At 50.8% G+C, this 23,460-nt stretch carries 16 protein-coding genes; 9 read left to right on the forward strand and 7 right to left on the reverse strand.

Translation table 11 applies throughout. The features are described from left to right. Positions 1-26: 26 nt before the first annotated feature. The 3 genes from H096_RS32975 to H096_RS07195 are packed head-to-tail and all read right to left on the reverse strand — an operon-like array spanning position 27 to position 3,760. Positions 27-848, reverse strand: coding sequence for an ATP-binding protein (locus tag H096_RS32975; protein ID WP_162240110.1), 822 nt, complete (start codon positions 846-848; stop codon positions 27-29). Next, positions 826-2,952 (reverse strand): hypothetical protein, encoded by a 2,127-nt coding sequence (locus tag H096_RS07190; RefSeq protein ID WP_033897466.1) that lies wholly within the window; start codon positions 2,950-2,952, stop codon positions 826-828. Before H096_RS07190 ends, H096_RS32975 begins: the two co-directional genes overlap by 23 nt. A 1-nt stretch (position 2,953) precedes the next feature. Further along, positions 2,954-3,760, reverse strand: coding sequence for a TnsA endonuclease N-terminal domain-containing protein (locus H096_RS07195; protein ID WP_033897467.1), 807 nt, complete (start codon positions 3,758-3,760; stop codon positions 2,954-2,956). A gap of 285 nt (positions 3,761-4,045) precedes the next feature. Here H096_RS07195 and H096_RS07200 point away from each other — a divergent pair, with 285 nt between their 5' ends. The 5 genes from H096_RS07200 (at position 4,046) to H096_RS32980 (ending at position 9,956) form a co-directional block, all read left to right on the forward strand. After that, complete coding sequence (locus tag H096_RS07200; protein WP_017849542.1) at positions 4,046-4,561, forward strand: single-stranded DNA-binding protein; 516 nt, start codon at positions 4,046-4,048, stop codon at positions 4,559-4,561. A 399-nt stretch (positions 4,562-4,960) separates the two neighbouring features. Beyond that, positions 4,961-5,938: a site-specific integrase gene (locus tag H096_RS07205; RefSeq protein WP_162240111.1), complete on the forward strand. Its 978-nt coding sequence runs from the start codon at positions 4,961-4,963 to the stop codon at positions 5,936-5,938. Then, a complete protein-coding gene (locus H096_RS07210; RefSeq protein WP_033897469.1) occupies positions 5,931-7,496 on the forward strand; it encodes a site-specific integrase in 1,566 nt (521 codons plus the stop codon). The genes H096_RS07205 and H096_RS07210 overlap by 8 nt, the downstream gene beginning before the upstream one ends. Then, positions 7,489-9,495: an integrase gene (locus tag H096_RS07215; RefSeq protein WP_033897470.1), complete on the forward strand. Its 2,007-nt coding sequence runs from the start codon at positions 7,489-7,491 to the stop codon at positions 9,493-9,495. Before H096_RS07210 ends, H096_RS07215 begins: the two co-directional genes overlap by 8 nt. After that, the gene (locus H096_RS32980; RefSeq protein WP_082461450.1) at positions 9,495-9,956 is read left to right on the forward strand and encodes a hypothetical protein; all 462 of its coding nucleotides are present in this window, start codon (positions 9,495-9,497) and stop codon (positions 9,954-9,956) included. The genes H096_RS07215 and H096_RS32980 overlap by 1 nt, the downstream gene beginning before the upstream one ends. Positions 9,957-10,396: 440 nt before the next feature. Here the strand turns inward: H096_RS32980 and H096_RS07220 are convergent, their stop codons facing one another. From H096_RS07220 to H096_RS07235, 4 genes are all read right to left on the reverse strand, one after another. Then, positions 10,397-12,739 carry a restriction endonuclease subunit S gene (locus tag H096_RS07220; RefSeq protein WP_033897471.1) on the reverse strand — a complete coding sequence of 781 codons (2,343 nt, stop codon included), beginning with the start codon at positions 12,737-12,739 and terminating at the stop codon, positions 10,397-10,399. Then, entirely contained in the window at positions 12,736-14,205 is a 1,470-nt protein-coding gene (locus H096_RS07225; RefSeq protein WP_033897472.1) for a class I SAM-dependent DNA methyltransferase, read from the reverse strand. The genes H096_RS07220 and H096_RS07225 overlap by 4 nt, the downstream gene beginning before the upstream one ends. Positions 14,206-14,293: 88 nt before the next feature. Beyond that, positions 14,294-16,660, reverse strand: a complete 2,367-nt coding sequence (locus H096_RS07230; protein ID WP_033897473.1) for a DEAD/DEAH box helicase family protein — start codon at positions 16,658-16,660, stop codon at positions 14,294-14,296. Between the two features lie 370 nt (positions 16,661-17,030). Continuing rightward, positions 17,031-17,318 carry a helix-turn-helix transcriptional regulator gene (locus tag H096_RS07235; protein WP_033897474.1) on the reverse strand — a complete coding sequence of 96 codons (288 nt, stop codon included), beginning with the start codon at positions 17,316-17,318 and terminating at the stop codon, positions 17,031-17,033. A 583-nt stretch (positions 17,319-17,901) separates the two neighbouring features. Here H096_RS07235 and H096_RS33835 point away from each other — a divergent pair. The 4 genes from H096_RS33835 to H096_RS07255 all read left to right on the forward strand — a co-directional run bounded on the left by H096_RS33835 (position 17,902) and on the right by H096_RS07255 (position 23,427). Beyond that, on the forward strand, positions 17,902-18,126 hold the full coding sequence (locus H096_RS33835; RefSeq protein ID WP_156717471.1) for a hypothetical protein: 225 nt from the start codon (positions 17,902-17,904) through the stop codon (positions 18,124-18,126). Positions 18,127-18,786: 660 nt separating this feature from the next. Beyond that, the gene (locus tag H096_RS07245) at positions 18,787-19,584 is read left to right on the forward strand and encodes a sigma factor-like helix-turn-helix DNA-binding protein (protein ID WP_033897476.1); all 798 of its coding nucleotides are present in this window, start codon (positions 18,787-18,789) and stop codon (positions 19,582-19,584) included. Beyond that, a complete protein-coding gene (locus tag H096_RS07250; RefSeq protein ID WP_033897477.1) occupies positions 19,571-20,164 on the forward strand; it encodes a hypothetical protein in 594 nt (197 codons plus the stop codon). The genes H096_RS07245 and H096_RS07250 overlap by 14 nt, the downstream gene beginning before the upstream one ends. A gap of 2 nt (positions 20,165-20,166) precedes the next feature. Next, positions 20,167-23,427 (forward strand): ATP-dependent helicase, encoded by a 3,261-nt coding sequence (locus H096_RS07255; protein ID WP_051421971.1) that lies wholly within the window; start codon positions 20,167-20,169, stop codon positions 23,425-23,427. Positions 23,428-23,460: the final 33 nt, after the last annotated feature.

Here is a 23,460-nt window from a genome sequence, read left to right on the forward strand (position 1 = left end):
TGGCTCAGCAGTCGAAAAATAGCGGCCTACTTCAGACCATCCCTAAGGGCTTTATAGGTACCCGCGATCACGATAGGAATGCCGAGTTCATCGCGGAGGTTTACAAGAAATGCTATGACTTTTGCAGCACCGACTCCCATCAGTGAAAGGTTTTGAAATTCGTCTAAGACTAGCAACCCAACATGATGAGTGGTTATGATTTTTCGTATTTCAGAGAGGTAGAAGTTTCTGTCGCCTCCACGCACATCCTGAAAAATGCCATGGTACAGCTTTAAGCCAAGAATGCGATCCGTATAGTCGCCAAAAGATGCGCATAAAGTTTTAACTGTACAGTGTTCGGGTACATTACGACGAAGCCACAGTATTTGCCGTTCTGGGAAGGGTTGATCTTGAAATAACGCATGTTGATAACTCTGCTGCCCTGCGCTCTCAAGCACTCGGTCGAGTAAGGTCGATTTACCCATTCCAGAATGTCCAGCTATAAGCGATATAGTTGGGCGGATGGTGATGTCTGCCTTGCCACCGTAAAGTGCCCTCTGCCCCTCGGCTGACATAGGGTTTCGAGGGATATATCCGTCAAATAGCTGAGAGCTAATTCCAATAAGCGCTCTTCGATGCACAGGATGTGTTGGTGCGAAAAAGTGCCTGAGTCGGTTGATTTTTATTCTTCTAAGATACGTGGGAAGCTCACGGTCTAACGTATCGTACTCAGGTTTTAACCCAAGTCTTATGAAAGCTTGGCGATCATTATCTGGCGGAAGATTCAAATGTGCTATCAACGGATTGTCATCAATTTCCGCTGCGCCAGATTTTTGATATATTATGTCATTTAATGATGTTGACTGCATCGACTTCATCCCAAATGGATATCTCGTTTTGGTTATGCTCTGTATCCATGTTTTCAGCGGACAGGTTCGGATGTGGAGTTGCTTCAGGTGTCTGGTTTGGGTGTATACCTCCGTTTAATCCCGGAGAGCGCTCATTTGTCCTTTCTTGCGCCCGATTTTGGCGAATATCCACTCCGTGACCCGCCTTAGGCGAATTGCGTTTCTCCACAACAGATTTTTGCACTGCGGCTTTGACGGCTCGTACACTAACCCTGCGTTTGCTGTAGTGGATGAGTTCGGCTTGGCTGACTAATTGCTTCTGGATCGCTCGAAACTCTTTAGCCTCAGGGAACGACGCTCTAATGTCATAGATTTCCGGGTCTGTATTGAGCGCCGGTAGCCATGAGTTGATACTCGAATCATAAAAATATATTTCGCTAGCAAGCAGCGGGTTGTACGAAATTTTAACTTTTATAGACTGATTGACTGAGGCGCTCAGTAGGCCGGATGTTCTGAGATGGTCACAAATGTAGGTCTCTCCTTGGAACAGTATGCCAAGCGGAGAAATTCGGCCACTACCATTTGTCAGTAAATATTCATATATGAAATGTGGCCCCATATTTCGGGTGAAGCCGGCTCGGTTCGATAGTGCCCAACGGTGTAGTCCAATGCGAGTTGCTACCCTCGGACCTTCGGCTAGAGCATCAGGCGGTATTTTTTTGGGATCAACCGCCGTGTTATTCAAGTCCATGATTATTTCTACTAGGATCTTTTCAAATTCAAATATATCCAACGCAGCTGTTTTTTTTCCGTCGGGCGACCGTCGTTCTCTTTTCTTTGAAAACCTACCAGGCAAATCGAATCTGCTGCTTCTGTTTTTTTTAAGTTCGGCGTTCTTGCCCTCCACGGTACCTTTCGCGATCGGTGTCATAGAAGGTGTGATTTCTACACGTATTCCCGATTGAGGAAAGTTATGCCCCATGTTGGAGATCAACTCTGCGCGGTCTGCCCGCAGTAATGTTGGCAAATGGTGGCACGGCCAATCTGCTGAGGAGTACGGCAGTCCTAGTCGTTCAAAGACTAGAGACTTATCGCTGAAGCAATTGTACAATGCTAGCGCCGCAGTGGCCCAACTAGGGTTTTCCAAGCTTACGGCGTAACCTACAATGGCCCCATCATAGGTATCAACTATTAGATAGACTGTAGGCCTTCCAACGAGCAGGCTTTTTGTAATCCTTGAAACAAGCTGGATTTGAAAGTGAGTCGCGTCGATTTCGTAAAAGCCTGGGCCAGGCACATTGTCGCTAGCCTTGCCTCTTGATCCTCTAGGTGATTCTGCTTCTAATTCGTCATTGGCTTTCTTTAGTTTTCGGCAACGATATCTAAACTGCCGCCATGTAGGAACTTTGTGTTTTTTAGCAAGCGCAGGGTTTAAAAGTAATCCGTCGGTCCCGTCGGATATGGCCTCAGGCGGAAGCTTGTAGGTTGTTAAAAGCATTTCATGAAAAGCATCCTTCCAAGTCATCCGTTGCTGAGCTATATATATTTCATAAGCTTTTTTTATTTGGGGCTCCACTTCGTACGATGGTACCTCAGTGTCGGCTGATAACAGATTTGGTTTTGCTCCCCTTTTTTTACCAGATGTAGGCGGGTTAAATACCCTGGCATCTTTCACAACGAATTTACTAACAACTGCGACCGTATTACGACCTGCTTGAAGCCAGTCACTCACCCAAAGTTTAATAGTTTTCTCTGTCAGGTCTAACGACGCAGCAATCTGCTTTATCTTTGAGTTGGCTGCTTTTTTATTTGTGAGAAACTCAGGCATGACAGAAAGCGCGGAAGTGATGTCAGATACCTGTTTCAGCCTTTTTTCTGCAGCTTGCGGAAGTTTGGGAGGTATCGAAGGGAGATCGCCTAACGGGTCTGATACTTTCACTAACCTTTCGGAAGCGAGCAGGTCAATCCACTCTGAATAATCAACGCTGAATGGCTTAGTGGCTTTATTCTTCTTGATTTTTATGAGTATGACCTTTTTTAGCTCAACGGTTTCCAACACTCTGACCGGGCAGTCGAACATATGGGATGGCGTTGTTGCTACGTACACGTCGTGTATCTCGTACATTTCAGGCCACCTCCCTCAAAAGCACATTCCCTCGGTGTCTTAACGTATTTCTTTCTATGTCAAGTCGGCTTTGATGTCTCCAGACAGCTTGGCCTAAGAGGGTGTGGCCGGTATGCACGTCGATGCCCATTTCCCTAATGGATTTTGTCATGATTGCGTTGAAGGAAAGCTGACGACTGCAGTTTTCCTCAAACCGCCGGCTGAAATCTTCCGGCGTGATTAGTGATCTGAGGCGGCAATCGTCCGAAAGTGACAATTCAAAAAAGCAGAGATTATTAACCCTATGAGTTGAAATCTCTTTCTCGGTGATAAGAACCCACTTAACGCCCCGATTATTCCAATAAACCTTTTCTATCAGCAGTTTTTCGAGGTTACGAGGCGTTAAGTCCTTGGTCAGCTTCACGCTGATCGCTAGGAGTTGATCCCCATTCGGCCGATCAAGTGTGAGTAAAAGATCAGTGGTCATCACTGTTGGTGTTTTTGTCGCAGGGTATGTTGGATGACGCACACCGAGATCTGCCGCTATTTGCTGGGTTTCCGCCAAGGGGAGCAGTGCGTACTGTTCACGAATGTCTCTCGTGGACCTTGAATACTCGGCTTCAAGATGGACCTTGAATTCTTGCCGAGATAGATAGTGATGCGTGCGTCCGGTCAGCCGGCTTTTGACCATACTCGACGTCCCGGTGGAAGGAACGTCTCGGACGTACATGAACGGCTTATAGCCGGCACCGTCACCCTGCCCGTAATCGGCTGCTATCCACCTGTCCACCAAATCTGGATTTGGTGCTCTGCATTTCGTACCTGCCATACCGCCTCCTGATCGGCGATCCCGCGCCCGCTGAGCGAGGGAGATTGAGCTAGGAAATCATCGGTAGTCAGAGTGGTAGCTGGGTTCGATCATAAAGGCTTCGTTCCGTAGCCGGGTGAGTTAAACTAGGAGATCGTGAAGACGCGTACGCCATGGCACGTTGCTACCTAAGATCGTCCATCAAGCGGCGCATATTGGAAATTCTTTTGGCCCCTTCCAGAAATATAGACAAATTTTTTGGCCCTGGGAGAAATTCTTTTGTCCCTCTACACCTAGGAGAACGTTATGGCCCGTGGGGTTAACAAAGTCATATTGGTCGGTACGTGCGGCCAGGATCCCGAAGTTCGCTACTTGCCTAACGGTAACGCCGTGACCAACCTGAGTCTGGCGACCAGCGAACAGTGGACCGACAAGCAGACTGGCCAGAAGGTCGAGAAAACCGAATGGCACCGCGTGTCGATGTTCGGCAAGGTGGCCGAGATCGCCGGTGAGTACCTGCGCAAAGGTTCGCAGGTCTACATCGAAGGCAAGCTGCAGACCCGCGAGTGGGAAAAAGACGGCATCAAGCGTTACACCACCGAAATCGTGGTCGACATGCAAGGCACCATGCAACTGCTGGGCGGTCGTCCACAGGGCGACCAACAGGGCCAGGGCGGCATGTCCAACTCGGCACCGCGTCCACAGCAGTCCCGTCCACAGCCAAGCCAGCAGCCACAACGTGAGTCGCGTCCAGCGCCACAACAGGCTGCTCCGCAACCGGCTGCGGATTTCGACAGCTTTGATGACGATATCCCGTTCTAGGATACGGCTCAGAGACCTGATGTAAAGTTTTACCTTGCAAGCCCCGGTGCATAAGCATCTGGGGCTTTTTATTTGCCCCGAAAAAAGTTAGATTTCGGACCGTAGCCCGGTCTAGGGGGATAGTTTGTGGCGAGTGTAAAAAATAATGTGATCACTAGGGTTGAGAGAGTGGCGAAGACGAAGGAATTCGTATTCGACGATGGAGAGCGGGCATGCGTTATCACGGACATGCAGGGGATGCCACTTTACTACCCTAACCTCTATCTCACTACTCAAGTCCGTAACCGTAGCCTCTCCTCGTCTTCGCTCGCAAACACTGCGTGCCATTTATGCGTGTTCCTTCAAATATTGGCAGAGCGGGGAATCGATCTGATAGATCGATTTTCCAAAGGCCTAGCGTTGGAAAACTATGAGATAGAAGCCCTACGTGGGTCTATGCAGAGGCGTTTGCTAGCTCAGCCCGAGGGATTAGCGCGTACCTGCTTCGCGGGGAAGGTTTATGTCTCTAAGGAAATCGTACATACGCGAACCGCAGTTGCGGTCAATTACGTATCTTGGCTTGCCGGTCGATATCTGAAATCACCAGTAGATCCTGAAGCTTTAGCTCTGGTTCTGTCAGCGATGAAAGACATCAGACCTTTAAATAAAAAAAGAAATCTTCTGTATCGTGACAATGGGTTGGACGATGTAACTGCCTCGGCAATTCGCGAGGTGTTAAAGCCTGACTCATCTTATCGTTTGTGGGACGATGACGGTGTACAGTCTAGAAATAAGTTAATGTTCACTCTTCTGTATGAGCTTGGTATACGGAGGGGGGAGCTTCTGAATATAAAATGTGAAGACATTAACTTTCATTCAAATCGAATTTACATTGTCAGGCGCGCGGATGAAAAATCCGATCCGCGTGTAAAACAACCTCTGGTCAAAACGAACGACAGAGAGTTGGTTGGTAAAGCTCATGTGATAAAGGCTCTGCAAGAGTATATTCTGAGGTACAGAAGTAAAGTTTCCGGCGCTCGTAAACATGGATATCTTTTTGTGACGCACAAGGCTGGCCCTACGTTAGGCCAGCCATTATCCATCGCAGGATATAAGGATGTTGTAAATTCCTTGCGCACACATATTCCTCCACTTAGAGATTTTACTGGCCATCAGTTGAGGCATTATTGGAACGACCGTTTTTCTGACCTCGCTGATGAAAGGAATTTGGCGTCGGCCGAAGAAGAGCGTCTTCGATCAATGCTAATGGGGTGGAAGCTGGGGAGTGGTACTGCGGCAACCTATAATAAACGTGCTGATAGACGTAAAGCCACGGAGTTTGGTCTTGCACTTCAGGAGAAAACCCTGCGGCCAGTAGCAAGGGGCCGACATGACTGACTTATCAGATTTTATCATCTCGACGGACGCAGGATCAGTTGGTTCAGTGCTTAAGTCGGTCCTCGGTTACGAGTTCGACAGTTCCGATACCTTATGGAAATTGTCGAAAGACAGTACTTTGAATATGGGTGTCGTCATGGAGCGAACACCCAAAAAATATCAGTATTCAGTGCGCAAACTCTTTGAGCATTACGCGACTACTCAAGCGGGTTCTTCGGTCGTGGCAGTGGCTAACTCAGTTTACCATTTGTTCTCTGCAACGAACGGCGAGTTGGATACCCATCAGCTCATAAACTTTAAAGCTTCGCTAAATGGGGATTACGCGCATCTCCATCGAGTCCGGCCTTTCCTAAGACGTTGGCTAGCATTTCGACTGCCGGGCATCAATAAAGATGTGGTTGAAATGGTGGATGGCTGGCGGTTGCCCGGCGGCGCGAAGGGCCAAGCTGTCAAAAGTATGGATCCTACTCAGGGACCGCTGTCTGACTTCGAGCTAACGGCTTTTAATGAAGGTGCAATCTTCGCTTATGAGCGAGGCGACCTAAGTCTTTACGAGCTATCTCTATGTCTTCTCACGAGCAGCACGGGACGGCGACCTATCCAGATAACGCATCTCAAATGCAAAGACCTGATAAAGGTCGACGGTAGCGATGGAGCAGCCAAGTATCTTTTGCTTATACCTCGTGCGAAACAAGAGGGAGCAGATTTTCGGGACGAGTTTAAAACATTTCAGCTAACTCGGGATCTATACGATGTTCTATTCAATCATCGCGCCAAGGTACTTAAAACTGTTCAGGCGATGGGCTATCAAGTAAACGATCAAGAACTTGGCCTAGTTCCACTTTTTCCAGCGAGACGAAAGCTTCAGTCTTTCGGGCCTAAGACTAACTTCTCTGCTTCTAGGCAAAGGTTTCTCGCGGCGCTTCCGGGTGAGCAATTGCATGCTCGTACCGAGGTGATCGATCTTGCAGTCAAACGGGCTGTTGAATATGGTGAGATTTATTCGCATCGCACTGATGGATATTTGCACGCTTTCCCTAAGCGTTTCAGATATACCCTAGGTACTCGCGCAGCGAGGGAGGGCATGAGTAAATATGTTATCGCTGAATTGTTGGACCATTCAGATATTCAACATGTGGACGTCTATACTTTAAACGTACCTGAGCACATAAAAAAAATTGATGCAGCACTGGGCTTTCAGCTGGCACGTTTTGCTCAGGCCTTCTCCGGAAATCTGGTTGATTCTGAATTGGATGCTATCCGTGGCGCTGATCCAGCCAGCCGAGTACGACACTGCAAGGGGGGAGTCGGTACATGTGGTAGCTTTTCGTATTGTGGGATGAACGTCCCGCGACCCTGCTATACGTGTGTAAGTTTCCAACCTTGGTTAGATGCTCCGCATGAAGATTTCTACGCTGAGCTTTTGGAGGAGCGTGAGCGGTTGCTATTGGAGACTGGTGATCTGGTAGTAGCGTCCGTATTGGATCGAACAATTGCAGCCGTTGCTGAAGTTATCTTGAAATGCGCGAACCGTAAGTCTGAGGTGAGCAGTGAGTAATCTATTTCAATTTTCCAATCGTTCAGACTTGGACTCAGTCCAAAACCTGGACCTTTTTATCAGGAAGTGCAAGGAAGAGCTCACTGTTTTTGGGACAGATATAGACTGGTCTGCTTGGATATGGCCTAAAGTGGCAAATTTCACCAAGCTTGGCTCCAGCTCTAGGTCGCATTCAGTAGATGATCGTATGGGCGAGCCGTTCATTTCGTTTGCGAAAGCATATTTTCGCTATCAGCAAGGTCATAATCCTACAGGCACTAAAAATGAAACCAAGGCGCTCAAGGTCTTGGAGTTTGTCCTTTCCGAACGATCGCCTTCTCCTGACGTATCTGAACTTGATACTACTTTGCTAGATCGCGCGGCCATCGTGGCGCGCGAGCATTATTCTGGTGCTGCTTACCAATGTGGTAGAGAGCTAGAGCGCTTGGCAAAATTTGTTACCACTCACAAGCTTGTCAGCCACTCTTGCGGGGACTGGAGGAATCCAATTGCTCGCCCAACCGAAGGAGGTAAAAGAACCGGTAAGTCGGGCAGAGAGGAGCGCGATAAAAAACTGCCTCACCCTGATGCAGTACTTGCTATGGCTGATATTTTTGCAAACTGTGGCGATATTCCGAGAGATATTTTCACGTCTAGCGTGTTCGCGCTTTTGATGAGTGGCTCGGTACGGATATCAGAAGTACTAACGCTACCATTGGCTTGTCAGCACTCAGATCATGATAAAGATGGAAATCCGGTTTTTGGACTTCGCTTTTACTCAGGAAAAGGCTTTGGCTGGAATATTAAATGGGTTCCCACGGTAATGGTTGAGGTTGTGAAGACAGCCATTGATCGTATTACAAAGTTGACAGAGGAGGGACGCAGCCTAGCGGAGTGGTTAGAACAGCATCCTGACACCATGTTTATTCATCCCGATTATGTCTCTCAATATGGGGGTAAATCACTTTCTGAAATCGAGGCGTGTGAAGCTTTAGGTTTGAATTTGAGTCATAGTGAAGCTTGCCAAAGGATGTACTATTCTTATGGCTTTAGCCGTGGCGACTCCATAACGCTGGAAAGTCTGTGGGGTAAAATTAAGTCTCGTGTTCCCGATGAGTTTCCCTGGGTTAATAAGAACGCAGGCATCAAATACAGTGGTGCTTTGTTTGCAATGCAAGCCAACAGTCTCCATGCGCAGCGCGGTACTCTCCGCGTCCTCCCTTGGATGCCAGACGTAAATATCATAAATAATGATCTGTCTCCAAGGGAGTCATTGGGCGAGGGTGTGAACCACAGTAGCATTTTCAAACGGTACGGCTATAAGCACTTAGACGGTACCGAGATGAAAATTACCACCCACCAAATGCGTCACATGATCGACACAATGGGTCATAGGGGAGGTATGAGTGAGGATGAGATTGCGCGATTTGCTGGGCGTGCAGACCCTAAGCAAAATAGGGTTTATAACCACATTACTTCTTCAGAGGTTGCCGACAGATATGAGCGGTTACAGGCTGAGTCTGCACACGGCAAAGCAATCCTGATCCACTGTGAGCCAGTAGATCGTGAAGCATACAATCTGGCTCCAAAGGGGGCGATCCATAAGAGTAAGTGGGGGTGGTGCACGCACGATTTTTCATCTTCTCCATGCGGTATGTTTCGTGACTGTCTGAACTGTAATGAGCATTTGTGTGAAAAGCGGACGGCTAACAGAGCACAACTCGAACAGGATTTGCGTGAGATTGAGGAGCAGCTTGCTGAAGCTGAGTTAGCAATGGCCGCAGGCTACGCTGGTGCCGACCGTTGGTATGAGCACCATTCGCTATCGGCTGTCCGTTTGCGTGAACTGGTAGGGATCTTCAGGGATGATGCGGTCGAAGAAGGAGCCCTCATACGAATTAAAAATGATTTTGCTCCAAGCCATGCTTCCAGGGCCCTCGCTGCGAATCATGACGACGTATCTGGTCGATTGGATGATGAGTCTTCCAAAACATTGTCTAACCTTATTGAGTTTATGTAATGGCTAAACACCTAACTCCGACTGATATTCAAGCTGCGGTTGACCTTTTGTTTGGTTGGGAGGGACAGCTCAGCTGGGAGCTATTATGTGAACGTCTGTCGCCCGTAGTTGGGAAACGTCCAACTCGACAATCCCTTTCCTCTCATTCGGAAATAAAAGACGCATTTGTTTGGGCTAAGAGCAAAAGTAAAGAGCAAGTAGTTCGGGTACCTCTGCCGTCCAGTTTGAGGATAGCAGCAGACAGAATTGCTCGCTTGGAGGCGGAGATCGATGTGCTTAAGAAACGAAATTCAATGCTGATGCAGCGTTTCCTTATTTGGCAGTACAATGCTTCCAATTATGGTTTGCATGAGTCTCAACTGGATATGCCACTTCCTGTGATAGACCGTGAACGTTCTGACGCAGTCATCAAGCGTGCACGAATTGTTCGTCCATCTAGCCGAGCTGATAAGAAGGCGTAGTTTTTGTAGCACACGCACGGGCGGTTTTCCCTTCTACAAGTTTGTCATGACTGTTTTTCGTAAACACACCGCTCTAAGTGACTGAATTGGGCTGTTTGATGCTTTAATTCACAACTACAGGTCGTTGTTGTCAACGGTAATGCGAGGCGCAGCATCTGAAGGCACATTACTGAGCCGTGCTTAGAGTTCGGGGCCCACTGCAACGCCCTTCGTGGCATCGGCCAGTGTAGGCAATGTAGTAAGTGGTGGAGGCGTGGCAGGGACTTGGTCGCAGAAGCTATCGGATCGAACTGAAGGGCGAATCGATGTGCAGGTGTACAACGAAATTGACGGGATCGGGCTCTTCAGACTAACAATGCGAACCTGCGTCGCTGCGCTCCGACTGCCTGTCCGAATAAGCGTGGAATAGGTGTCCGGATGGCGTGGAATCCGCAGCCAGCTTATTCGAAACCGGGCAGGTTAAGCGTGCCACCGCTGGTGCGTTTGCCGAATCCAGTCGGAGTTAGCAGGCCGTGCTTTTTCATCTCAGTGAGCACGGCCAGCCATTCGCGCTTGCTGAAGCGCAGCTTGGCTTCGTTCCAGCGGTGCATGACCTCATCCACGATTGCTTCATCGGTAACCGGACGCCCTTCAATGATGAAGTCGTTCCAGGCAGCGTACAGGGTCACGGTCATTTCGCAGCGATCCGTATCCCAGTCTCGCATCAGCTCAATGACTTGCTCAATATTCGCCTGCTCTTTGGCTGACCAAGTGCGGTTATACGCCTGGCGATGTTGCCCCGCCTGGGAAAGCGGGCGGTACGCATGGCCGACGGTCTCACGCTCGACACGCTCGTACCATTGGTGCTTCTGCAGCTCCGTTTCGACTTGGTTCATCAGATTGCGATCATGAGGGCCGGCCACGTTGCGTAAGTAACTGCCTTGTATCGCAGCAAGCCTGGCTGCATGCTCGGCTAGGTAAACCACTTTCTGCAGTTTGCGCTGACCGAAGGTGCGTTGTGCGTGCAGCCTGTGAGTGACTTCGGCGGCGAGCAGGGTGCGAGAGGCTTTCTGGTCCCTAGCAACGGGGGCCTGCAGTGCACCGTTGGCAAGGGCGTGTTCGACCAGGGTGCTGGTCAATTGTAGTTTCAGCTGTCGGGCTTTGTTTAAGCGGGCTTTGAGTTGGCCGCAGAGGCCTATGAGCTGATCGAGTTTGGCGACGATGCGATGTTGTTCTGCCAAGGGAGGAACCGCAGTTGGCATTTTCAGAAGAATACCGTGATTTAAGTTCACCATGGTGGTACCTACGGCCGCCCCAGCCAGATAGGCACGAACCGAATTGCACTTGAACAGAGTCAAGATATACGCTCTTGAGACTTCTTGCGTGAAACGAAGCACAAAGCTACCTGTGCCACAGAGCCAGCCGTCCTCGGTGTCAGTAACTAGCGCTACCCGTCCAACTTCACCGCGGCGGGCCATCACCATATCCCCAGCGTTCAAACGATATGAGTCAAGAGTTGCAGCCATTTCGGGAGAAAGAGATACGGCGTGGTCGGCCACTATAAGTCCATCGATCATATGTGACGGGTTTATCAAGGGAACACCGCCGTCTACATAATCCGATTTATGTATCAACGATCCAAATGGGCCAGTTGATACATCCAGCGCACAGTCAGCAAAGCGCTGCCACACCCAACCGACAGGTAGCTCAAATGATTTCTCGGTATCACCAATCTCCGCCTGCTGCTTCTGATTTCTTATCTTGCCGGCAGCCACCAACCGCATCTTTTCCTCGGCAATTCGCTTAAGCAATTTACTGGCAGGCTCATCGCTTAAGTCTTGCGGCACCAGTTTGCCCATCACGGCTAGTTGCAACAGCGCTTCTTTGAGGGCATCGATGCTGGGTTCGGTGGTGAACAGGGTGTGGAAGTGCTCGGCCAGGCGTTGCCAGTTGGCGGCGAAGTCGGTGGCGTCACTGGCTTGGGTCAGGCTTTCAAGCAGCGCTTTTACCAGTTGGGCGTGGGCGCTTTTGGCGTCGGCCTGTTGGGCTTCCAGGCGGTCGCACAGGGCCATCAGTTCATCGACTTTGGCGACGATGCGGTGTTGTTCGGCGAGTGACGGAAGCCCCGTTACGGTGGCTACAATTTTCTCTCGTGAAATGTTTGGCTGCGCCCCGCCGGCCCCCTGCCCAATGAAATTCGATTTAAGCGCTTTTAGGGTAAGCAGCAAATATCTATTGAACACACCACTGAACGGCGTGCAGGCGCAGACAGCCTGATTTGTTGTGCCTTCCACGCTCAAGATTGCTGTTTTGCCAATGGTCGCGCCGTACATCGCAATGAGGATGTCGCCCGGTTTATTTCGACGCAATGAGCAGTCTTTAAGCGCTAGCTCAGTTACCGACTCTTCCGAATCTGAAATGAAGTCTGCAACCAGCTCGCCCGATTTGAACCAAGGCATTTCACCGCCGTAGTAACTTGAGTTTCCCCTAGCAGGAGTTGCCCCAGCCCCCCAATCACCAATCTGGCCTAGCCGTACCCACTCCCAGCCAACGGGTAGCTTGAATTGCATTTCATCTTGTTCGATATTAGGTAGCGGCTTTCCTTTTCGAAGGGTCTTATTTTCAATGAGTAACGCTTTCTCTTTCGCAATATTCTTCAGTAGCTCACTGGCAGGCTCATCACTGGAGCTTTGCTCAAGCAGCTTGCCGCGTACCGCCAACTCCAAAATTAACTCACGCAGCTTTTTGATGCCATTGGGTGCGCCGGCCAGCAGCGGCAGATTATCGGTGAGCAACGCAGTCATACCTGGTGCTCCAGAGCTTCAGCCAGCACTGCTTTAAGCTGGTCGCGCAGTTCGCTGATTTCGCCTTGCAGCGTGGCATAGTTACGCAACAGCTTGTCCGGGTCGTGGCTAATTTGTTCGCCGATATGCGGGTTTTTGCAGTCGAGGTTCCAGTTGCGGGCTTTTAGCTCCTCGACGCTGACCTTCCAGGCAAACTCGCCTTCTACCCTCGCAGTAAAGCCATCATCCTCGTTGCCCCACCAGTCTTGCTCGAGGACGAACTCTTCAATGCGCATGGGCCTGGTTTTCGAGTAGTTCTTTACCCCAGCCGGGTACTGGTGCTCGTAGAACCACACTTGTTTGGTCGGCGTGCCCTTGGTGAAGAACAGCAGGTTGGTCTTAATGCCGGTATAGGGATTGAATACTCCCTTGGGCAGGCGAACGATGGTGTGCAGGTTGCACTCGGTCAGCAGCTTTTCCTTGATGCGACTCTTGATCCCGTCGCCAAACAGGAAGCCATCAGGCAGCACCACTGCGGCGCGACCACCATCCTTGAGCAGGTGCACGATTAGCACCAGAAACAGGTCGGCGGTTTCGCGAGTGCGGAAAGCAGCGGGGAAGTTGGTTTCGATACCGTCTTCTTCCATACCACCGAACGGTGGGTTGGCGACGATGCAGTGCACACGCTCGCTCGGGCCCCAACTGATCAGGGGTTTACTCAGCGTGTTGTCATGCTTGATCTGGCTAGGCACCTCAATGCCATGCAGGATCATGTTGGTGGTCGCCAACAGGTGCGGTAGCGGCTTTTTCTCCACGCCGAAGATGCTGGCCTGCAGGGTGCGTTCGTCTTCAGCGGTTTTCACGTATCGGCTGCGCTTGTGCTCAATGGCGCAAGTAAGGAATCCACCCGTGCCACAGGCCGGGTCCATGACCTTTTCTTCCAGCTTGGGGTCGACCATGCGCACCATAAATTCGGTGACCGGGCGCGGGGTGTAGAACTCGCCCGCATTGCCGGCGTTCTGCAGGTCGCGCAGCAGTTGCTCATACAGATTGCCGAATTCGTGGCGCTCTTGGGCCTTGTTAAAGTCCACGCCTTCTTGAACTTTGTTGATCACCTGACGCAGCAATTGGCCGGACTTCATGTAGTTGTAGGCGTCTTCAAACACGCTGCGCACTACAAAGGCCGACGGCGTGTTGCTGTACTCGTCCAAATTCTGCAACTGGGGGAACAGGTTATTGTCGATGAAGTCCTTCAGTGCATCGCCGGTCATGCCTTCCGGGTCGGCGGCCCAGGTTCGCCAGCGGCAGCTGTCGGGAATGGGCGAGCGGTAGTTATCGTCCATCAGCTCCCATTCCAGCTCGCGGTCATCGAAGATCTTCAGGAACAGCAACCAAACCAACTGGCCAATACGCTGAGCGTCGCCGTCGACGCCGACGTCTTTGCGCATGATGTCCTGAATGGACTTGATGGTGGAGCTAATGGACATGAAGTTCTCTCAACGCGTGCCGCAATGGGGGCGAAATTCTACAGGACAGGCCGATTTCCTGCCCTGACATATCGTCGGTAGGTAGCTTTTAACTGGCGTAAAGCTCGTCTTCCAGTTCGTGAATCGCCTTGTTGTAGCCAGCCTTCCCGCCAAAGGCTTTGACCAGCTCCATCGGTGCGCCGATCTGGCTAAAGGGATCAAGTTGGAGGATCTTGATGTCTTCAATGTGTTCGACGCCTGTGTCGGCGTATTTATCCAGCAGAGCCTCCAACACCAGGCGGGCAGAGCCGGAGTACTTGGCGAAGTAGTTGCGCTTTTTCACCTGCTCGGCGCGTTCGCGGCGTGTCAGGGCGGGCTGATCGAAGGCGACGTGGCAGATCAGATCGAACGGGTCGAGTGCTTGGCCCTGCTTCTTTTCCACCTCCTCAGCCAAGGCTTCCCACATTACGCCCTGAACAGCCATCTCCTCGATAATCACTTTCTTTTGCTCGGAATCACTCCAGCGGCGCAGGAAGTCATCCAGCGAGGCAAACTGTTTTTGCACGCAGGCACGGGTGTAGTCGTGCAATGACTCGGTGATTAGCCGTCCATCTGGGCCGTAGTACTGCACGCGTTCGGCGATGACGTACACAGGCAGGTTGTCGATAACGTATTTGATGCGCTTTTTATCGGATGAGGTTTCACCCTCGGCCCCTTCTTCAGGTAGCCAGTCGCCGCCATCGACAATGCCATCTTCACCTTCCAAAGGGCTGTCTGGAGGAACGGGCGAATCGTCACCTTCTGGGTTGTAGATCACCACCGGTTCGCCGTCGAAGTCTGGGTCGGCAAACAGTTCGGTCGCCTTCTTGAAGTCCATGATTGTGAACCAGTACTTGCCGAAGTCCTCGTTGATCCGGGTGCCGCGACCGATGATCTGTTTGAACTCAGTCATCGACTTGATGTGCTGATCGAGCACTATCAACTTGCAAGTCTGGGCATCGACGCCGGTGGTCATAAGCTTGCTGGTGGTGGCTATAACTGGGTAACGCTCTTCCGGGTTGATGAAGTTGTCCAACTCGGCCTTGCCTTCTTTGTCATCACCGGTAATGCGCATCACGTATTTGCGGCTCTCAGCAACCCGCAAAGGATTGAGGTTGATCAGCGCTTGGCGCATGCGCTCGGCGTGGTCGATGTCGTCGCAGAAAACGATTGTTTTCTGGTAAGGGTCGGTGGCTTTGAGGAAGTCAGTGACCTTCTGAGCCACTAGTTGAGTACGCGCCTCGATGATCAGATTGCGATCCATGTCCTTTAGGTTGTAGATGCGGTCTTCGATCAGTTCGCCGTTCTTGTCGAGCATGCCCTTGGGGGGCCGCCAACCTTGCAAGTCTTTATCGAAATCGATGCGCACCACTTTGTAGGGGGCAAGAAAGCCGTCCTCGATGCCCTGTTTGAGCGTGTAGCTGTACACCGGCTCACCGAAGTAGGTGATGCTGGACACTTCTCTGGTTTCCTTCGGTGTGGCGGTGAGCCCTACGTGAGTGGCGTTGGAAAAGTAATCGAGAATCTCGCGCCAGGCGGAATCCTCAGCCGCACTGCCACGGTGGCATTCGTCGATCACAATCAGGTCGAAGAAGTCGCGCGAGAACTGCTTGTAGATGTTCATCTCTTCTTCGTTGCCCGTGACGGCCTGATAGAGCGACAGATAAATCTCGTAGGAGGTGTCGATCTGGCGTTTGGCGATCTTGGTCATCGCCTGCCCAAAGGGTTTGAAGTCGTTGTTCTTAGTCTGGTCGACCAAGATGTTGCGGTCGGCGAGAAAGAGGATGCGTTTCTTCTGCTTGGATTTCCACAGCCGCCAGATGATCTGGAAGGCGGTATAGGTCTTTCCCGTGCCGGTTGCCATTACCAGCAGCACACGATTTTGCCCGCGTGCCACAGCTTCAACCGTGCGGTTGATGGCGTTCATCTGGTAGTAGCGCGGCATACGACCGGAGCCGTCATCGTAGTAGGGCGCTTCGATCTTGTGCTGGGCTTGTCCTTCTAGCCCCTTCCACTGGCAGTAGCGTCGCCATAACTCCTCAGGACTGGGGAACTGATCAAGACTCAGCTGGATTTCCACTTGGCTGCCGGTGCCGCTACGGTCATGAAATAGAAAGCCATCGCCATTGCTGGAGAATACGAACGGCACATCGAGTGCTTCCGCATAGCCTAAGGCTTGTTGCATGCCGGAGCCTACGGAGTGCTTGTTGTCCTTCGCCTCAATCACGGCAAGTGGCAGGTTGGGCTGGCGGTAAAGGATGAAGTCGGCTCGGCGGGCTTCACCACGGCTGTGCAGCTTGCCTCGGACGATGATACGACCCTTGGTAAAGCTGACCTCCTCGCGTACCTGCTTGTGCATGTCCCAGCCAGCCTGCTGAATAGCTGGCGCGATGTACTTGCTGCAGATGTCTCGCTCGGAAAGCGATTTTTTATCCATTACCCCAATTCCCTTTCAAACCGGCCTGGTCTTTCCAGTCCGGCGCTGCTGATCCCGCTTCATGGGCGTAAATGTACCTTGTTTGGATTTACTCGAGGTCGCAAAGTGCGGGATTTTGGTGGCAAACGGTTGATGGATTGCTAGCGGCAGACTCGCGTTACACCGGTGCCGGACGACGCTCTGCTTGATCGGCTTTGTAGATGCTTACTCGATATCACCCGGTGGCCGGAATCCAATGACTCTAACTGGAGTTGTCCAACGCTAGCCTATGATGGGCTCCAGACGTTTGTAGCGTGGGGCAGCATCGCTGCCGGCATTGGGTCAATTCCGTTTCAGCGGCGATATCGAAGCGGTTAGCAGAGCCTGGCAGTCAGGATTCAGGTGTTGCGGAGCCAACCTCAGCACGTATACGTGCCAGTAAGACTTCAAGCCCCCCCGCGTCGCCTTTTAGGTGATAGGCAGCCGCTAGTACGCTCAAGGGATGGACCTCCATCACCGAAGCCAGTCCCTCTAGCTTATCCAGTGTTGGGCATTTCAGACCGCGTTCGAGCGTGCTTAGGTACGTCCGGCTGCTGATGCTTGAAAAGTCCTCCTGGGTCAGGCCTTTGGCCAATCTGAATTGCTTAAGTGCCTGACCAAACGCTTGCTTCAGCTCCATTTCGCGTCCTACACAAAATAGATGATGAAGCCTCGTAGACCACTATAGGGCTACAATCTATAGTGGTCTTTTTAGGGGGCTCTGATATGTATGTGACACGGCAGGAGGCGTACATTGACCTTTCTGGACTGGGTGCGGATGGCTTGCATTGGAGCTACGTAGAACACAGCCTGCATGCGCCATGGTTCTACATTACCTTGAGCCGCCATAGCGATGGATGTCCCATGCGGACGATGCTCCAAACAATGGACCCCTACGTCCTAGCTACGGTGATATGTAGCTCCTCATATGACTTGTATGTGAGTGATGTGATGCTAGTCACGCCACCATTCATAAATGGGACTGAGTCTTGGCAGATGGAAAAACTTCTGGAGTACACGCAGTGTCACACAGAAGAACACGGGAGCTTTGAGTTTTTTCTCGTTCCAGGAAAGGATTACTATGTACCGCAAGTAATTCTGAGCGCAGAAAAACTAAAGCTAGAAAAATGTATATTCTACAAAGCCTGTGAGATATAGACGGGTTGCACTATCAATAGTATATCGCGAGTTAATGAGGTGCACCTTAAGACGGAGGGCTTGGTGTGTATAAGAAGATCCCAAAAGCCGAGCGGCTGGGAATTCTGACTGCGGATGAAAAATTATCAAGAATAATAAATTCAAACTTTTACGAGTCTTCACAAGAGCGCAGTCGAGTTGGTTCGTTTCTCACTGGCAGTGAGTTGCAATCACTGCGCGAGGAAATGATGAAAGATGGCGCATATATGAAAGAATGGTTAAGATCCAAACCTAGAAAAACCATCCGATAATACGACTCTTTTGCACGTCATTAGGTCTATTTGAAACTGATGTTTTCAGGATCTTGCCGCCGCAATTTTGTGTATCTTTCATACTGGTTGCGCAATCTGCCAGCGAGCTGGACGTGTCGAAGCGCAGGGCGTTCTGTTGAGGAGGGTTGGTCCCCGCTTTTTTGAGCGCTATCGTTCACGGATGAGCTACCCCTGGCTCAGCAGGTGAGCAGGGGGAAAGTTGAACTGAGCCAGCGCCGCTACGGGTTGGAGCCGAGAATCAAGGCGTAGGTGATGACTGCGCCCACTGCATCAAATTTTCTTAAGCGTCACTATGCCATCAGAAAGGTTGATCACCATCATGAATATGTGGCTGACTACCGACTAACGTGCACGCTTGAGCGATATCGATCATGGATGAGCTACCCCTAGGTCAACTTAGCAACCGCACTCTCGGTTTCACCTACGCCACGAGCCGCAGGCAGCGCCAGGCTTCTTGCTGTGCTCCCGAGCGCGCGGCATCGCCCCCCCGCTGGTGGATTGAGCCTGCCTTTGTGCGCTAACCCCCGGTTGCACATGCGGAATCGATCATTGACTACGACTAATTCACCTGAGAAGCGAACTGGATGGCTGTCTTTCGCTATTTTGTAACCCTACCCTCATAGCAGTCCGGAGGCATTGATGCCTGTACCGTTAGATCGCAAGGATCAGCAGGGGATCACTTACAAGCGCCCTCCTCAAATCGAGGCCTGGATTTCTACGTTGGAGAGCGTCGACGTCGGTGAAAGGACTACGCAGCTTTTGCTGCCTAAAACTAGCGAGGGCTACGTGCCGTCGGAGGTATTGGTCTACTTCCTCCGCCGTGCTTGGCAGGCCTCTGACCGTAAGGTCTTCGAGGAGACGTTTCGACTTCTTTTGGGGCGCGTTGAGCGATCACTTCGTTCTAGGCTCTGGGACTCGGCGATTGGTAATGCCTCTGACATTTGCGACGAGATAATCAACCGCTTTGTTGTGAGCGTAACCAAGGACTGCAAGTCGGACGATGGTCTTCTAGACTTCTACGAAATACGGTTCGATAGGGCGTTAAGCACCATTAAAATTTCTGTATTGCGCAGGCTGTACGCTGAGGTTGGCGATGCTGTCTTGGTCTCTTTAGATAGCCAGGATCCAGATGACGCCTCCCTTTCTTCCGAGGTCGAAGTCGCTTGGGAAGATCGCCTCCGCGATGAATTGAGGAAAATCGATGATCCAGCTTTCCGGTTCACGCTATTTTCAGCTATTGACCGTCTGCCACAGGACCAGAAGCAGGTTATTGGTCTGCGATTGAAGGGCATTCCCGTACATGCGGAAGATCCGTCTGTTCAGACTATTGCAAAAATGCTCCAGTGCGACGAGCGGACGGTGCGAAACCGAAGTGCTCGTGCCCTTAAATCTCTCAAGGTTATGCTTGAAGAGGAGATTGAATATGAGCTTAGATAAGAATATATCTGAAGAAGAGCTTCTTTTAGCTTTTTCGATAGAGGAACATCACGATAACTGTACGTTGGAGCGGTATGTCAAGAAGTATCCGCAATATGCAAGTGCCCTAGTGGACTGCTCTGTAGAATTTATGCTAGGGGAAGAACTTGCCGAGAATGCTAAAATTCAGGCAACTGATTCAGCTATAAATAAAGCCTGGAGTCAGATTGAGACATCCCTGGATTTTAGCCCGAAGCAAAATAATTTAATGAACCCTTTTGCTAAACTTAGTTCTTCTGCGTTTAGAGAAGTAGCTAGAAAGATTAATGTAAATGGTTTGTTTCTTGGTCGGGTTCGGGATCGTGGCATAAAGGTTAGCACCTTTCCTCTTGATTTTGTTGCGAGGCTTGCATCGGAGCTCGGTGGGTCGGTTGATAATATGCTCGCATATTTATCGAGTCCTCCTAATATAGACTCTAGCCAAAGTTTCAGGTCAAGTGAAAAACCAACCGCTAGTGAGCAAATATCTTTTGATGAAGCCGTGGAAACCTCTCAGTTAACTCTCACTCAAAAGGATGCGCTCTTAGCGCTTCGAGGCTGAATATGGATGCGACCGAGGCGGCAAGATTAGAGGCTGAGAAAATCCACCTCGCGGCTGTCGCTGAAGGTAGCGATCCTTGGTGTCCACTTCAGTTTGCGCTAATTGAAGCGGGCAGACGTCACCTTGATGTCTATGGCTTGCCCAAGGGCGATCCAGCTTTAAAGGGAGGGCAGGCTGTCTTTGACAGTCAGGCAGGAGCAATTCTCTATCAGGATATTGGTAGCGATTTTGATCGTGCGTTTCTCGTTGCTCATGAACTCGGACACCTGGTGTTGGAGGGGGGGAATGATGATGCAGTGACGCTCGACGCGCAGCCCGAGCGGTCGACTGAGGATGCTCCAGTCGGTGCTGATAGTTTGATTGATTATGGCGCTCGTGAGCGTCGTGAAATTAAAATGGATCTATTTGCGCGTGAGTTTTTAATTCCGCGTTCAGTTGCGTGTAGCCTTCATGTCGAAGACGGATATTCCTCTTTAGAAATTGCTCAGCGTCTAGGTGCGCCTCTACCTGTTGTACAGCAGCAAATTCTGGACGCGCTGTTGCTTCCAAGAGTTTCTACTGGGCAGGAAAACCGCCTCAACGAACGTGGGGATAACCGCCCTGATCCGTCACAGCAGGTCGCTGCATCGCATCGTGACTCTCCCTTTCAGTTACAGGCAGGACCTGGCACAGGCAAAACTAGAACGCTGGTGCAGCGTGTCGAACAGCTTATTCTCGACGGTGAGGATCCTAGCGCGATTCTGGTTTTGACGTTCTCTAACAAAGCAGCGAGTGAGCTGAGCGAGCGAATTGCTTTATCTAACCCACTAGCCGCAGCAGCAATGTGGATCGGCACATTCCATGCTTTTGGTCTTGATATTATTCGGCGATTTCATCAAAGCCTGAAATTACCGCCTGAGCCTCGTCTTATTGATCGACTCGAAGGTATTGAATTACTTGAGGCTGAAGTACCCCGGCTTTCACTGCGGCATTATCGAAATCTATGGGATCCAACACTTGATCTAAATGACATGTTAAGTGCCATTTCACGTGCAAAAGATGAATCTATAGATGCTACGGATTACATTCGTTTAGCTGAGGCGATGACTCACAACGCTGGAGGCGATTCAACTGCACTACTTCGAGCTGAAAAATGCTTGGAGGTTGCAAGTGTTTATGAGGTGTATGAACGATTGATGAGAGAGCGGAAGCTTATTGACTTTGGCGACCTTATTTCTTACCCGGTGCGGCTGGTAGAAGCTGACGCGGATGTTAGGGACGCATTAAGGAGACGGCACAAGCACGTGCTGGTGGATGAGTATCAAGATGTTAACCGATCGTCAGTACGACTCTTAAAGGCTATCGTCGGGGGCGGGGAGAATCTATGGGTGGTTGGTGACGCCCGGCAGTCTATCTACCGTTTTCGCGGCGCGTCGGCCTCAAACATGGCGCATTTTAGCGAGGATTTTCCCGGAGCAGTAATCGAAAAATTAGGTGTCAACTATCGTTCAAAACAAGAAATAGTCGATACATTCGCCACCTTCTCCGCAACCATGAAAGCTTCTCAGGGGGCGTTACCCCTATCTTTGACTGCGAGCCGCAAAGCTGCTGGGTCTCATCCCGAGCTAAGCATTGTAGGGTCAACCGAAGAGGAAATTTCTGCGCTCGCGGGATCCATAGAGACATTACGCACGTCAGGTACTCCGTACCGGGGACAGGCAGTCCTATGCGCATCAAATACTCGCCTGAGTGAAATTGCCAAAGGCCTGGAGGCTCGGGGCATTCCTGTTTTTCACCTAGGAAGTATCTTTGAACGCCCAGAGATAAAAAACCTTTTGGCTCTCCTTTCCCTACTCAATGATGCATCTGCGGTCGGTTTGATTCGCGTATCCGCGATGGCAGGCTATGAATTGCCGATGGCAGAAATCGTCCACCTGATTAGACACCTCCGCACGATTAAAGCTGGACCTCTAGATTGGCTTGATGAGACAAACTGGCCTCTCCCACATTTTGAAGACAGCAGACCTAAGTTATTAAATATTGCTCAGCTTTTTCAGGGGCTGAGTTTCAGGGGGAACCCTTGGAATATCCTTGTGTCATGGGTTATCGATGGCCTCGGCCTTGCAAGAAATCTTCATCTGGCCGATGACTCTGGAAGCAAAATGAAGGGCTTGGCTCTTTGGCAATTCCTTAATTTTTGTCGCAAGCAGCCCTCAGGTCCTGGGCTGCCTTGCAGCCGTTTGCTTGATCGGATAAGACGGTTGGTTTTGATTTCTGGTGATCGTGGCCTTCGCCATCTGCCAAGGGCAGCTGGCGGAGTTGACGCTGTACGTCTAATGACCATTCACGGCAGTAAGGGGCTAGAGTTTCCGGTTGTCCACTTACCTGGCATGGTGGCCGCAAGCTTACCCCGGAACAATAGGCCGCCACGTTGCCTGCCCCCTGACGGCCTAATCTACGGTGCTGTAGGGCTATCTGGGCTTGAAGCTGTGAAAGCTGGGCACGAGGAGGAGGAGGAATGTCTTTTTTTCGTTGCCATTTCTAGAGCTCAAGACAGGTTGTTCTTGTACGCGTCATCATTGCAGGCTGACGGTAAGAACCGCAGTAAATCGAAATTTCTGAGCCCTATCCGTGAACATTTAAATCAGGTTGCTAAGCCACTGCTGTTAGCCGTGGATTCGTACTCAAGAACTCCGCTGGAGCTTGTTTGGGAGGAAAAACCCAATTGGGATGATAGTCAAATTGCCCAGTTTGAGCGTTGTCCCCGTAGGTTCCTGTATTCCCATGTCATCGGACTTGGAGGGCGTCGTACCGAGACGGCCTTTCTCAAAATGCACAATGCTGTGAGGGCCGTCTCACAATGGTTAAAAGCCGAATATGAGCACATTCCTCCGACCGCGGCTCAACTTGATTCCGCCTTCGAGAACGCATGGTTGGCGGAAGGCGCTGTCGATCACGGCTATTCTGAGGACTACAGAATCATTGCCCGTCGGCTGGTGGACTACCTTATCGAAAGCCGAAGCGTTGGCACGCCGATTCCGGCAGTGCCAATTTTAATAGAAGGGGTTCATGGCAACGTTGTTGTCAGACCCGATAGTGTTGTACGAAGCGGCAACGGCCAGATCATTGTGCGGCGAGTGAAAACGGGTAAGCCAAAATCCAACGGATTTGACGATATCGAGTATACATTGCTCCACACGGCAGCCACTCAGAGCTACGGCGCCTCTGTCAAAATTGAGGTTACGTACCTCACTAGTGAAACGACTGATGTGAATCGCCCCTAGTTTCGTAGACACCTCCAAGCCTTAAAATGAGGC

The sequence above is a fragment of the Pseudomonas sp. FH1 genome, from assembly GCF_000510895.2.
GTDB classification, from domain to species: domain Bacteria; phylum Pseudomonadota; class Gammaproteobacteria; order Pseudomonadales; family Pseudomonadaceae; genus Aquipseudomonas; species Aquipseudomonas azotoformans_A.

Coding starts and splice junctions, on each gene's coding strand:
- H096_RS32975 (WP_162240110.1), bottom strand. CDS start 848: ATGCAGTCAACATCATTAAATGACATAATATATCAAAAATCTGGCGCA.
- H096_RS07190 (WP_033897466.1), bottom strand. CDS start 2,952: ATGTACGAGATACACGACGTGTACGTAGCAACAACGCCATCCCATATG.
- H096_RS07195 (WP_033897467.1), bottom strand. CDS start 3,760: ATGGCAGGTACGAAATGCAGAGCACCAAATCCAGATTTGGTGGACAGG.
- H096_RS07200 (WP_017849542.1), top strand. CDS start 4,046: ATGGCCCGTGGGGTTAACAAAGTCATATTGGTCGGTACGTGCGGCCAG.
- H096_RS07210 (WP_033897469.1), top strand. CDS start 5,931: ATGACTGACTTATCAGATTTTATCATCTCGACGGACGCAGGATCAGTT.
- H096_RS32980 (WP_082461450.1), top strand. CDS start 9,495: ATGGCTAAACACCTAACTCCGACTGATATTCAAGCTGCGGTTGACCTT.
- H096_RS07220 (WP_033897471.1), bottom strand. CDS start 12,739: ATGACTGCGTTGCTCACCGATAATCTGCCGCTGCTGGCCGGCGCACCC.
- H096_RS07225 (WP_033897472.1), bottom strand. CDS start 14,205: ATGTCCATTAGCTCCACCATCAAGTCCATTCAGGACATCATGCGCAAA.
- H096_RS07230 (WP_033897473.1), bottom strand. CDS start 16,660: ATGGATAAAAAATCGCTTTCCGAGCGAGACATCTGCAGCAAGTACATC.
- H096_RS07235 (WP_033897474.1), bottom strand. CDS start 17,318: ATGGAGCTGAAGCAAGCGTTTGGTCAGGCACTTAAGCAATTCAGATTG.
- H096_RS07245 (WP_033897476.1), top strand. CDS start 18,787: ATGCCTGTACCGTTAGATCGCAAGGATCAGCAGGGGATCACTTACAAG.
- H096_RS07250 (WP_033897477.1), top strand. CDS start 19,571: ATGAGCTTAGATAAGAATATATCTGAAGAAGAGCTTCTTTTAGCTTTT.
- H096_RS07255 (WP_051421971.1), top strand. CDS start 20,167: ATGGATGCGACCGAGGCGGCAAGATTAGAGGCTGAGAAAATCCACCTC.